Consider the following 13177-nt stretch of genomic DNA (forward strand, 5'->3'; position numbering starts at 1 on the left):
AGAACATGACTGAACAAGTAGTAAATGTAATAGGCGCAGGTCTTGCGGGCAGTGAGGCAGCTTGGCAAATTGCTCAACGTGGTGTGAAAGTTAAACTTTATGAAATGCGTCCGGTAAAGCAAACTCCAGCTCACCATACTGATAAATTTGCAGAGCTTGTTTGTTCAAACTCATTACGTGCAAATGGATTAACAAATGCCGTAGGTGTGATTAAAGAAGAAATGCGTATTTTAGATTCTGTTATTTTGAAGGCAGCAGATGCATGTTCAGTACCGGCAGGCGGTGCATTAGCAGTGGATCGTCATGAGTTTGCGGGCTATGTGACAGACTCTGTGAAAAATCATCCTCTTGTCGAAGTAATTCATGAAGAAGTCACTGAAATTCCAGAAGGCATTACTGTGATTGCCACAGGACCACTAACATCGAAAGATTTAGCTGAAAAAATTCAGGGCTTAACAGGTTTAGATTATTTATATTTCTATGATGCAGCAGCACCAATTATTGAAAAAGACAGCATCGATATGGAAAAGGTTTATTTAAAATCTCGTTACGATAAAGGGGAAGCAGCTTATTTAAACTGTCCTATGACAAAGGAAGAATTTGATCGTTTCCGTCAAGCGTTAATCGAAGCAGAGGTTGTGCCATTAAAAGAATTTGAAAAGGAAATTTACTTTGAAGGCTGTATGCCTATCGAAGTAATGGCTGCTCGTGGGGAGAAAACAATGTTATTTGGACCGATGAAGCCAGTAGGTCTAGAAGATCCAAAAACAGGGAAACGACCTTATGCTGTTGTTCAATTACGTCAAGATGATGCAGCAGGAACTCTTTACAATATCGTTGGCTTCCAAACTCATTTAAAATGGGGACCACAGAAAGAAGTACTGCAATTAATTCCGGGATTAGAGAATGTTGAAATCGTTCGTTATGGAGTTATGCATAGAAATACGTTCATTAATTCACCAAAGGTTCTAGAGAAAACTTATCAGCTTCGCGAGCGAAAAAATATTTTCTTCGCTGGTCAAATGACAGGTGTCGAAGGATATGTTGAATCTGCTGGTAGTGGTTTAATTGCTGGTATTAATGCGGCTCGTTTAGCATTAGGACAAGAACAACTTATCTTCCCATTTGAAACGGCGTTAGGAAGTATGGCGCGTTATATAACAGAAGCACAATCGAAAAACTTCCAGCCAATGAACGTTAACTTTGGAATTTTCCCTGAACTACCACCAGGACGTCGTTCAAAACCAGAGCGTGCAGAGATGCATGCTACACGTGCAATAAGTACAATTCGTAATTTTGTGAATTCACAAACAATTTGATTGCAAAAAGCCTCTAAAAGTTGATATACTCTTAGAGGCTTTTTCTTTTTTGTAGATAAAATGCTAATTTACACGTATTTTATTATTTTGTATGGAGATTTTCTCAAAATATAAACATTTCCACTTGCTATATGATGAAGATAGGTATAGTGTCAATATGTATGTTTTCTACATTAACGATACCCAACATGACAAACTAAAGAGATACACGAAATTGTACATTTTTAATAGCAAGGTGTAAGTATTTGGGTTCATCACCAAACGTTAGGGATGACGTTGAAACGTATGCTATGTATAAATATTGGGTTTCCGTTCAGACTGGACGCCCCCGGGAAAGCGACTAGCCCGAACAAAAAACCAATCCCACGTTATGGTAATGAGCCGTAATATACAGAAGGTTTATAATAATTCGTTGGTGGTGAATCTTTTAATGTTAGTTTCGTCCCAAGATGCACTTGAGCAGTTTATGCTTTATATTCAAATTGAAAAAAACTTCTCTGTTCATACAGTGCGGGAGTATGAATCGGATCTACTAGATTTTTTAGCGTTTTTGCAGGCGGAGGGCGTAAATGATTTAGCTAGTGTTGAGTATATACATGCACGTCTTTATGTGACGAAGTTGTACGATGAAAAGAGAGCAAGATCATCGGTATCAAGGAAAATCTCCTCAATACGCTCCTTCTATCGCTTCCTAAATAGACAGTACGGATTAGATGATGGGGCATTTCGATCACTTTATCATCCCAAAAAAGAATCACGCTTACCTAGTTTTTTCTATGAAGAAGAGTTGAAGCAGCTATTTGATGCGAATGTTGGCGATGATTTGAAATCATTAAGAAATACGGCTATATTAGAGCTGTTATATGCGACAGGTATTCGTGTAAGTGAGCTTACCTCTATTCAAGTAAAAGATATTGATTTCCATTATTCAATTATTAGGGTAATGGGAAAAGGGCGAAAAGAACGTATCATTCCATTCGGGCAATTTGCGAGTTTAGCTATGCTGGATTACATAGAACAAGCTCGTCCTCGATTGATGAAAAACACAAGTCATCAGCAATTGTTTGTCAACATGCGCGGTGGGGAACTTACTCCTCGAGGTGTACGTCATATTTTAACTGAAATGATTGACAAGGCCTCGCTCCATACGAAAATATATCCACATATGCTTCGCCATACTTTTGCCACGCATTTATTGAATAATGGCGCAGATTTACGTACGGTGCAGGAGTTATTAGGTCACGCTCATTTAACTTCTACACAAGTTTACACACATGTAACAAAAGAGCATCTTCGTCAAACATATATGAATGCTCATCCAAGGGCATAATAAGCTAAGGAGGAAGGCAAATGGGACAAATTCATGCGACAACGATATTTGCGGTTCATCATAATGGAGCTTGCGCAATGGCAGGTGATGGTCAAGTAACCCTAGGGAATGCGGTTGTGATGAAGGGTACAGCAAGGAAGGTCAGACGTCTGTTTAATGGGCAGGTACTTGCCGGATTTGCCGGATCGGTTGCCGATGCATTTACACTTTTTGAAATGTTTGAAGGAAAGTTAAATGAATACAATGGCAACTTACAACGTGCAGCAGTTGAAGTAGCTAAGCAATGGCGCGGTGATAAAATGCTACGTCAATTAGAGGCGATGCTACTTGTAATGGATAAAAGTACGCTCCTTCTTGTTTCAGGTACTGGAGAAGTAATTGAACCGGATGATGGAGTTTTGGCAATTGGCTCTGGGGGTAATTATGCATTATCAGCAGGTCGTGCTTTGAAAAAATATGCGGGTGATACAATGTCTGCTCGCGAGATTGCTGAAGCGGCATTAGAAACCGCTGCTGAAATCTGTGTGTTTACGAATCATAATATTATCGTGGAGGCGCTTAACTAATGACAAAAAATAATTTAACGCCAAGACAAATTACTGGGCATTTGGATCGTTATATCGTTGGACAAAATGAAGCGAAGCGAGCGGTAGCTATTGCGTTACGTAATCGATATCGTCGCTCATTGTTAAGTGATGAGATGAAGGCTGAGGTAATTCCAAAAAATATTTTGATGATTGGACCTACAGGTGTCGGAAAAACAGAAATTGCACGAAGAATTGCAAAGCTAACGAATGCACCTTTTGTGAAGGTAGAAGCAACAAAGTTTACCGAAGTAGGGTACGTTGGACGTGACGTAGAGTCAATGGTACGTGATGTAGTAGAAGCTTCTCATCGTCTTGTAAAAGAAGAAATGATGGAGTCTGTAAAGGACCAAGCAGAAGAATTGGCAAACGAAGCCATCGTTAAGCTATTGGTTCCTTCCTTACGGAAAAAACAGTCTATGCAAAACCCATTTGAAATGTTATTTGGTGGGAAAGAACCGCAAGCCAATGACGATTCCTCTGAAGAAACTGAAGTACGCTCCAAACGTGCGCAAATCGCTATCGATTTACGTAATGGTAAATTAGAAAATGAATGGGTTACAGTTGAAGTAACGGAACAAAATCCTTCTATTTTCGATGCGTTACAAGGAACGGGCATGGATATGTCAGCTAACAGTGGCATGCAGGATATGTTATCTAATTTGATGCCTAAAAAGCAAAAGAAACGCCGTGTACAAGTGAAAGACGCGCGCCGTATTTTAACAATAGAGGAAGCGAATAAGCTCATAGATGCAGATGAAGTTGCCCAAGAAGCTATTTCGAGAGCTGAACAGTCAGGTATTATTTTTATTGATGAGATTGATAAAATCGCTAGTAAGGATAGTAACTCCTCTGCGAATGTATCACGTGAGGGTGTGCAACGTGATATTCTGCCAATCGTTGAAGGTTCTACTGTAACGACGAAGTACGGTGCTGTAAAAACAGACTTTATGCTGTTCATTGCTGCTGGAGCATTTCATATGTCAAAACCATCAGATTTAATTCCTGAGTTGCAAGGCCGATTCCCGATTCGAGTAGAGCTTGAAAAATTAACGAAACAAGATTTTGTACGTATTTTGAAAGAGCCTGACCAATCACTTATTTTGCAATACAAGGCATTATTAGAAACAGAAGGTGTGGAAATAAACTTTACGGACGACGCGATTGAACGAATTGCAGAAATTGCAACCGAGGTCAATCAAGCGACCGATAATATTGGAGCTCGACGTTTACACACGATTTTAGAGCGTTTATTGGAAGAATTATCGTTTGAAGCTGCAGAAATTGCGCCTGCAAATATTCCGATTAATGCTGCGTACGTAGATCAAAAACTTGCGGGTATTGTAAAAAACAAAGATTTGTCACAGTTTATATTGTAATATAAGGCTGAATAGTTTCATTCAGTTGTAAAAAACTTTAGAATATTAAGTAAATACTCTTCGGATTATTTATAGGAGGAACATATAATGAATTTATTAGAAAAAACGCGTAAAATTAACTCGATGCTTCAAGCATCTGCTGGTAAGCCAGTAAACTTTAAAGAAATGGCAGATACTTTAGGAGATATTATAGACAGTAATGTTTATATTGTAAGCCGTAAAGGGAAGCTATTAGGCATTTCAATTCATCAACAAATTGAAAACGAACGTATGAAAAAGATGTTCGAAGAGCGTCAATTCCCAGAAGCGTATACACATAGCTTGTTTACAATTTCTGGAACATCTTCAAACTTAGATATTAATGACGAACATACTGCTTTCCCTGTTGAAAACAAAGAGCTATTCCAAAATGCATTAACAACGATTGTTCCAATTGTTGGTGGTGGTGAGCGTCTAGGTACATTAATTCTTGCTCGTTTATCTTCACAATTTGAGGATGATGATTTAATTTTAGCTGAGTATGGTGCAACAGTAGTTGGTATGGAAATTTTACGTGAAAAATCTGAGGAAATTGAAGAGGAAGCTCGTAGCAAAGCTGTTGTACAAATGGCAATTAATTCTCTTTCATACAGTGAGTTAGAAGCCATTGAACATATCTTTGAAGAGCTTGACGGCCATGAAGGCTTACTTGTTGCTTCAAAAATTGCAGACCGAGTTGGCATTACACGTTCAGTAATCGTAAACGCATTACGTAAACTAGAATCTGCAGGTGTAATCGAATCTCGCTCTCTAGGTATGAAAGGTACTTACATTAAAGTACTAAACGGTAAATTCTTAAACGCATTAGCTGAAATTAAAATGAAATAATAAAACGTTCTTTCGGAACGGTGTCAGGCATCTGGAATGAATTTTCTAGATGCCTTTTAACTTCTTTCATCAAATGTCTTTTGTAACGTAAGTGAAATGGCAGTTACAGAAGTCTCCTACCTCCATAGATGGTGAGTTAAATGCGGATTTAAGTTACTTTTCAGTGGGGCCCAAACACCTGAACTTGTCGCTATGCTTCCTCTTTTGCGCAGATAAAAAAGCGGCTCTTCGGACGCCCCTTGGTAAGCGCTCGGCCGGAACGGAAAGCATCCCCTCGCTTTGCAAAAAGATATAATATGACATCTAAAACTTATTAGTATCATGAAGGCATCAGGAATAATTATGTTCTGGATGCCTTTTTAAACTTTTCGTAATTCGACAAGGATTCGACGAAATTTTCAGCCGATTTACAATGCTCTAATTAAGTCGAACTGTGATATAGTACTAAATAGGGGGGGAGAAATAATCTATGTTTTAATTCTTTTTCTCATTTCTTATAGGTAAGTTTTCGACCTTTATAGATGCAATTATCATTGCTTTCTCCCTAAATTAGATTTTTTGAGTGCGCATTACTATTTGCATAAATGAAAAAAATAGATGCTCCAATTGTTACTTATAAGACAGTCTAGAATAACTATTCTGAATTTTTAGCAATCTCGGTAGCTCGGGCTTGAATAGTAAAAAGGAACTCTAATTTAGACATTGTGTCTACTGATGTTTTGTAAGAAAAAGGAAAAAAATCAATCCTAAAACCGTAAACACTATCCAAGTAGTGTAAATTAACTAGATACGTCTTGTGTCCCATGAAGCCTGTGGTAGCAAGGGGTGCAGAAGTATTGTCCTGGTTGTTTGTGAATAAAAATAGGTCTGATTTACTATCAAAAAGGGACAAAAGACAATAGACACTAGGTATCATCTTAATTACAATTGTGTTATTGGATAAAAAAAGAAATACATAAATGAGGTGAATGTTTTGGATTTGTTTGGAGGAACTATTAGTAGCCTGGAAAACGGACTTTCTTATGCAACTTTGAATCATAAAACAATCGCTAATAACATTGCGAATGTCGATACGCCGAACTATAAGGCGAAAAGTGTAAGTTTTAAAGATATGTTGGAGAAAGAACAACAAATGTCCCTGTCGGCATATCGTACTGATAGTAGACATTATGATTTCGAGATTCGACAATCAACACCTGGTGTGAATAATATTAATGGCTTACGTTATCGGAATAACGGTAATGCCGTAGATATGGATGCTGAACAGGCGAAACTAGCGGAAAATCAAATTTATTACAACGCATTAATTGAACGTATGAACGGTAAGTTAAACACATTAAATACTGTTATTAAAGGAGGTAGGTAATAGATGTCTATTTTTCATGGAATGAATACCACTGCCTCAGCTTTAACAGCACAGCGTTTACGAATGGATGTCATTTCTTCAAATATGGCTGGCATGGATACAACGCGAGCTAAACAAGTGAATGGGGAGTGGGAGCCATACCGTCGGAAGTCTGTGACATTTACAGCGCAAGAGGGACAGTTTTCAAAGTTCTTTAATGTAGCACTTGGTAAAAACGCAAAAAGCGGCGTTGGTAACGGCGTAAAAGTTACACAAATAAAAGAGGATACAGAAACACCTTTCAAACTTGTGTATGATCCAACTCACCCCGATGCAAATGCAGATGGCTATGTAAATATGCCAAATGTAGATCCATTAAAAGAAATGGTAGATTTAATGTCAGCCACTCGTTCCTACGAAGCAAACGTAACTGTATTGAATGCAAATAAATCCATGCTGACAAAGGCTTTAGAGATTGGAAGATAAATAAGAAGAAAGGAAGATACATAATGACAATTTCGTCCGTTTCACAAATGACACCTACGCAGGTTGTAAATGAAACAAATAAACTTAAAACGACACCTTATGAAGCACAACAGAGCTTTGCGAACTCGTTAAAAGAAGCCATATCGAAAGTAAATGATCAACAAATTACTTCTGACAATCTTACTCAAAAGTTAATTAATGGAGGAGATGTAGAGTTGCACGAAGTGATGATTGCATCACAAAAAGCGAGCATTACATTAAATGCAACAATTGAAGTTCGCAATAAGGTGATTGAAGCTTACCAAGAAATAATGCGAATGAGTGTCTAACTTTATTTGAACAAGTGATTACAATCACTATTGAAGTAAAGAATATATCCCATAATTTATACTTATTTAAATGAATGAATGATGTAGAGGATTGACGACTCCTTAAGGATTACGTTACAAATAATACCCTGGAGACAGAAGTGATGAAGTTTAAAAGCATCAAGTCTTGTGATAATGCCTTCGTGACCAAACCCTGATTGCCAAAAGTGGCTCATCGGACGCTCCTAGGAAAAAGACTAATCGAAACGGAAATCAATCCGTTATGGTGATGATATTGATTGAATGTTATGGGATACCACTGTTTTCGCGAATTATTAGATGGATAGGTTATTCACTATAACCGGAGGATCATAATGAATGAACGATTGACGAAAATAAAAAACGACACCAGCCAATTTTGGACAAGTCGTAGTAAAAAACAAAAAGTTGTAATGATCGGTTCTTTAGTAGGGGTTGTAGCACTTGCTATAGTTATTACAATTTTTGCTACAAAAACTACATATGTACCACTTTATAAAGATTTATCGACAAGAGAAATCGGACAAGTGAAAGAAGCGCTAGACGCTAAAGGTGTAAAGTATGAAATTGAACCGGGAGGGACATCGATTTCAGTACCTGAAGACCAAGTAGACTCATTGTTAGTGTCGTTGGCATCGGAAGGATATCCGCAAACAGGGTCGATTGATTACTCTTTTGCAAATAGCTCTGGATTTGGTATGACAGATAATGAGTTTAACCTCTTGAAAAAAGCGGCAACTGAAACAGAAGTTGCAAAGCTCATTAAAAATCTAGATGGTGTAAAAGATGCAAAGGTAATGATTAACATTCCAGAAGAAGGAGTTTTCTTAAAGGATGTTAAAGAGGAAGCGACAGCATCTATTGTTTTAAATACAGACCCTGGCTATAAATTTACAGAGCAACAAATTGCCACTATGTACAATTTAATAGCAAAAAGTGTTCCAAATTTAAAAACGGATAATATTGTTATTTCTAACCAATTTTCTGATTACTTTGATCTGAATGCTGCGACTACTGATGGAACTTCAACAACGACAGCAGAAGGTCAGTTACAAGCGAAGAAATTAGTTGAGCGTGACCTACAGCGTCAAGTTCAAAATATGCTAGGTACGCTTATGGGACAAGACAAAGTAGTAGTTTCTGTGACAACAGACATTGATTTCAAAAAAGAAAATCGTGAAGAAAAACTAGTTACGCCAGTTGACGAAGAGAATATGGCAGGAATAGAAATTAGTGCTCAACGTATTACAGAGCAATATTCTGGAGGGGCTGCAGCTACTGGTACACCTGAAGCTGAAACGACGACAGATAACTTCACAACTTATAACGAAGGTGTAAATGGTAATGGAGAATCCGAACGTACTGAAGAAACAATTAATAGTGAAGTAAATCGTATACGTAAAGATATCCAAGAGGCACCATATAAAATTCAAGATATGGGGATCCAAGTAATTGTTGAACCACCGACAGGAACTGACGCGGGAACGTTACCAAATGGGGTTCAAGAGGATATCCAGAAAATTTTAAGTACTATTGTTCGTACGACGATTTCTAAAGATGTAGCAGCTGAACTTACACAACAGCAAATCGATGAAAAAGTAGCTGTTTCAGTGCAACCTTTGAATGGTAAAGCAACAGAGACAGCTAGTGAAAAATCTGTTATTCCATGGTGGGTTTGGGTAATCGGTGGCATATTACTAGCAGTAATATTATTGCTTGCATTCTTCATTATCCGTTCACGTAAACGTGCGCAGGAAGAAGAAGAACTTAGTATCCTAGATGAACAAGAAGAATTAATGATTGAAGATATTAATGAAGAAATTGAAACGGAAGCTACAATGCGTCGTAAGCAGCTTGAAAAAATGGCAAAAGATAAGCCAGACGATTTTGCGAAGTTACTGCGTAGTTGGATTGCGGAAGACTAACTAGGAGGTTAGGCTGTGTCCAAGAAAGATAAGGAATTAACCGGAAAACAAAAGGCCGCTCTCTTGTTAATTTCATTAGGGCCTGAGGTTTCAGCCTCTGTCTATAAACATTTAACAGAAGAAGAAATTGAACGTTTAACTTTAGAGATTTCAAGTGTTAAAAAAGTAGAAGCAAATGTTAAAGAGGAAATTATTGAAGAATTCCACAATATTGCACTTGCTCAAGATTATATTACACAGGGTGGTATTGGTTACGCGAAGACAGTATTGGAAAAAGCACTTGGTGTAGAACAGGCGCAAACAATTATTAATCGTCTAACATCTTCTTTACAAGTGCGTCCATTTGACTTTGCGCGTAGAGCTGATCCAGCACAAATTTTTAACTTTATTCAAAATGAACATCCACAAACAATTGCCCTTATTCTATCTTATTTAGAGGCAGGGCAAGCGGGTGTTATTTTATCTTCATTACCACAGGAAGTACAAGCTGATATTGCTAAACGTATTGCTGTAATGGAATCCACTTCACCAGAAGTTATTAGTGAAATTGAATCGGTTTTAGAGCGTAAACTATCATCAACTGTTACACAGGATCACACGGAAACAGGTGGCGTTGACGCAGTTGTTGAAGTGTTAAATGGTGTAGACCGACAAACGGAAAAAACGATTCTCGATGCACTCGAAATTCAAGATCCAGAGCTTGCTGAAGAAATCAAAAAACGTATGTTTGTATTCGAGGATATTGTTACACTTGACAACCGTTCGATTCAACGTGTTATTCGTGATTGTGAAAATGAAGACTTACTGCTTTCAATGAAAGTTTCAAGTGAAGAAGTAAAAGATATTATTTTCCGCAATATGTCACAACGCATGGCTGAGACATTTAAGGAAGAAATGGAAATTATGGGACCTGTACGTTTACGTGATGTAGAGGAAGCGCAATCTCGAATTGTTGCTGTCATTCGTCGCTTAGAGGATGCTGGTGAGATTATTATTGCACGTGGTGGAGGAGATGACGTCATTGTCTAGAATCATCCGTTCTGTATACACACAGTCCAATGGCGATCATGTCAAAAAAATTCAAATTCGTGACATGTTTGAAATGCAAGAGGTAGAAGAAGGAGAAAATTCACCTCAAAAACAAATGACTATGGAAGAAGTGCTAGAAGAGCGCGAACGTTTATTTGCAGAGGCTAGAGCTACTTTACAGGCTGAACGTGAAGCTTTTGAACAAGAAAAGCAAATGTTTTTTCAGGAAATTGAACATTTAAAGCAAGGTTGGGAAGAAGAACGACCTAATCGAGTGCAAGAAGCTTATGATGAAGGATTCGGTCAAGGCTATGAGGACGGGATAAACAAAGCTTCTGAAGCGATGGCACAATCTCTCCAAACGGCCAATGAAACAATCATTCATGCGAGGGAAAATGCTCGGAAATATATTGAAGATCAAGAATCGATTATTTTAGAGCTAGGCTTAACTGCAGCAGAGCGAATTATTGATGCATCTTTAGAGCGAGACAACGAATTGTTTGTTTCAATCGTTCACAGAGGACTTAAAGAAGCGAGAGAAATGAAGGAAATAAAAATTTACGTTTCGCCAACCTACTATGCTTTAATAACTGCTAATCGGGATGAACTAGCTGAAATGTTCCCAACTGACGTACCATTTATGATTTTTGTAAATGAGGAGTTAGAAAATGAAACAGATTGTTATATTGAAACAAATCATGGCCGTATTGTTGTAAGTATTGATGAGCAATTGAATGAACTAAGATTAAAGCTACATGAAATATTAGAAAGTAAGGAATGATCTAGATGAAAACGGCTCAATTAATCGAACAAATTCCTCAAATACCAACCTTTAAAAAATTTGGTAGAGTAACTAGAGTTGTCGGCTTGATGATTGAGTCACAAGGTCCAGATAGTTCCATTGGTGATGTTTGTAAAATTCATGTGGAAACTTCTAAAAACGGCCATCAAATCATCTTAGCAGAGGTTGTAGGCTTCAAAGATGAAATTGTCGTCTTAATGCCTTTTACTTCTCTTCGGGAAATATCAATAGGCTGCCTAGTCGAAGGTACAGGGGCACCACTTGAGGTAAAAGTGGGCCCTGAGCTAATCGGTAAGGTACTTGATTCTATGGGGAATCCAATAGATGGAACTGTATTACCGAAAGGATTAATGACAGTTCCGACAGAGCAGGATCCACCCAATCCGCTAACGCGCCCACCTATTAATGAAAGACTTGAAGTAGGTGTTAAAGCAATTGATGGCATGCTAACAGTGGGTAATGGACAACGTGTTGGTATTTTCGCTGGCTCTGGGGTCGGGAAAAGTACATTGCTCGGTATGATTGCGCGAAATACCCAAGCAGATTTAAATGTAATTGCGCTAATTGGGGAACGTGGTCGTGAGGTTCGTGAGTTTATAGAGCGTGATTTAGGACCAGAGGGTTTAAGTCGATCTATAGTAGTAGCTGCTACCTCTGACCAGCCTGCACTAATGCGAATTAAAGGGGCCTTTACCGCAACAGCGATTGCCGAATATTTTAGAAATCGCGGCTTAAATGTCATGTTGATGATGGACTCTGTGACTCGTGTTGCTATGGCGCAGCGTGAAATCGGTCTTGCGACAGGTGAACCACCAGCTCAAAAAGGATATACACCATCTGTATTTGCCATTCTACCTAAACTATTAGAACGTACAGGTACGAATGAGAAAGGTTCTATTACTGCCTTTTATACAGTGTTAGTAGATGGTGATGATATGAATGAGCCGATAGCAGATACGGTGCGAGGGATTTTAGATGGTCATATAGTCCTTGATCGAAACCTTGCTAATAAAGGTCAATATCCAGCTATTAATGTATTAAAAAGTGTCAGCCGTTTGATGAATCATGTGGCAGAGCCAGAGCACAAAAAGGCTGCAGAACGATTAAGGGAGCTCTATTATACATATGACAAGTCAGAGGATTTAATTAATATCGGTGCCTATAAGACAGGAACATCAAAAGAAATTGATGAAGCCATTTACTATGAACCGCTCATTACCGCTTATTTAAAGCAGGGCTATTTAGATAAGGTGACCTTAGAGGAAAGCAAGAATGAGTTAATTTCATTATCGATCGGTGGTGGAAAATAGGGTGGTAAGCTATATATATCGTTTTGAAAAAGTGTTAACCATTCGAGAGCAAGAAAAAAATGAAACAGAAATTGCCTATAAAGAATCTGTACGTTCTTTTGAAGAAATTGCAACTAAGCTATATGACTTGTTAAAAAAGAAAGAAGATTTAATAGAGTTTCAGCAGGAGCGTTTAGCTGTAGGTTCATCAATAGAAGAAGTTCATCACTATGCACGGTTTATTGATAGCCTCGAAAAAACAATTGTTGATGTACAGCAAAAAGTTGTTCAAGCTCGTGCAAAAATGAATTGGCACGAAGAAAAATTATTAGAAAAAAACTTGGAAGTACGTAAATTTGAAAAAATGCGAGAGAAAGATTTTAAAGTGTTTCAGCAGGAACAGGATCGTATCGAAGGCATTTTTTTAGATGAGATTTCATCGCTGACGTATAACAAGAGAGAAATCAGGTGATTT

13 protein-coding genes are annotated in these 13177 nt (G+C 38.0%); all 13 read left to right on the plus strand.

Annotated features, from left to right (window positions below):
• Positions 1-5: 5 nt before the first annotated feature.
• The 13 genes from trmFO (at position 6) to fliJ (ending at position 13174) form a co-directional block, all read left to right on the plus strand.
• The gene (gene trmFO, locus ACIPKN_RS05875) at positions 6-1319 is read left to right on the plus strand and encodes an FADH(2)-oxidizing methylenetetrahydrofolate--tRNA-(uracil(54)-C(5))-methyltransferase TrmFO (protein ID WP_142507478.1); all 1314 of its coding nucleotides are present in this window, start codon (positions 6-8) and stop codon (positions 1317-1319) included.
• Between the two features lie 430 nt (positions 1320-1749).
• Positions 1750-2649, plus strand: coding sequence for a tyrosine recombinase XerC (gene xerC / locus ACIPKN_RS05880; RefSeq protein WP_400934274.1), 900 nt, complete (start codon positions 1750-1752; stop codon positions 2647-2649).
• A gap of 20 nt (positions 2650-2669) precedes the next feature.
• Entirely contained in the window at positions 2670-3215 is a 546-nt protein-coding gene (gene hslV / locus ACIPKN_RS05885) for an ATP-dependent protease subunit HslV (protein ID WP_132357448.1), read from the plus strand.
• Positions 3215-4612, plus strand: coding sequence for an ATP-dependent protease ATPase subunit HslU (hslU, locus tag ACIPKN_RS05890; RefSeq protein ID WP_400934275.1), 1398 nt, complete (start codon positions 3215-3217; stop codon positions 4610-4612). The genes hslV and hslU overlap by 1 nt, the downstream gene beginning before the upstream one ends.
• A gap of 87 nt (positions 4613-4699) precedes the next feature.
• Positions 4700-5479 (plus strand): GTP-sensing pleiotropic transcriptional regulator CodY, encoded by a 780-nt coding sequence (codY, locus tag ACIPKN_RS05895; protein WP_370075233.1) that lies wholly within the window; start codon positions 4700-4702, stop codon positions 5477-5479.
• Between the two features lie 973 nt (positions 5480-6452).
• On the plus strand, positions 6453-6845 hold the full coding sequence (gene flgB, locus ACIPKN_RS05900; protein WP_142507474.1) for a flagellar basal body rod protein FlgB: 393 nt from the start codon (positions 6453-6455) through the stop codon (positions 6843-6845).
• Positions 6846-6848: 3 nt separating this feature from the next.
• Positions 6849-7310, plus strand: a complete 462-nt coding sequence (gene flgC / locus ACIPKN_RS05905) for a flagellar basal body rod protein FlgC (protein WP_142507473.1) — start codon at positions 6849-6851, stop codon at positions 7308-7310.
• 23 nt (positions 7311-7333) lie between these two features.
• Positions 7334-7639, plus strand: coding sequence for a flagellar hook-basal body complex protein FliE (fliE, locus tag ACIPKN_RS05910; RefSeq protein WP_132357443.1), 306 nt, complete (start codon positions 7334-7336; stop codon positions 7637-7639).
• Positions 7640-7992: 353 nt separating this feature from the next.
• Complete coding sequence (gene fliF / locus ACIPKN_RS05915) at positions 7993-9582, plus strand: flagellar basal-body MS-ring/collar protein FliF (RefSeq protein ID WP_400934277.1); 1590 nt, start codon at positions 7993-7995, stop codon at positions 9580-9582.
• Between the two features lie 15 nt (positions 9583-9597).
• Positions 9598-10611, plus strand: a complete 1014-nt coding sequence (gene fliG / locus ACIPKN_RS05920) for a flagellar motor switch protein FliG (protein WP_400934278.1) — start codon at positions 9598-9600, stop codon at positions 10609-10611.
• The gene (gene fliH, locus ACIPKN_RS05925) at positions 10604-11392 is read left to right on the plus strand and encodes a flagellar assembly protein FliH (protein WP_400934280.1); all 789 of its coding nucleotides are present in this window, start codon (positions 10604-10606) and stop codon (positions 11390-11392) included. The genes fliG and fliH overlap by 8 nt, the downstream gene beginning before the upstream one ends.
• Before the next feature lie 5 nt (positions 11393-11397).
• Positions 11398-12723: a flagellar protein export ATPase FliI gene (fliI, locus tag ACIPKN_RS05930; RefSeq protein ID WP_132357440.1), complete on the plus strand. Its 1326-nt coding sequence runs from the start codon at positions 11398-11400 to the stop codon at positions 12721-12723.
• Position 12724: 1 nt separating this feature from the next.
• A complete protein-coding gene (gene fliJ, locus ACIPKN_RS05935) occupies positions 12725-13174 on the plus strand; it encodes a flagellar export protein FliJ (protein WP_400934283.1) in 450 nt (149 codons plus the stop codon).
• Positions 13175-13177: the final 3 nt, after the last annotated feature.

It is taken from the genome of Lysinibacillus sp. NPDC086135 (genome assembly GCF_044746345.1).
In the GTDB taxonomy this organism is placed as follows: Bacteria; Bacillota; Bacilli; order Bacillales_A; family Planococcaceae; genus Lysinibacillus.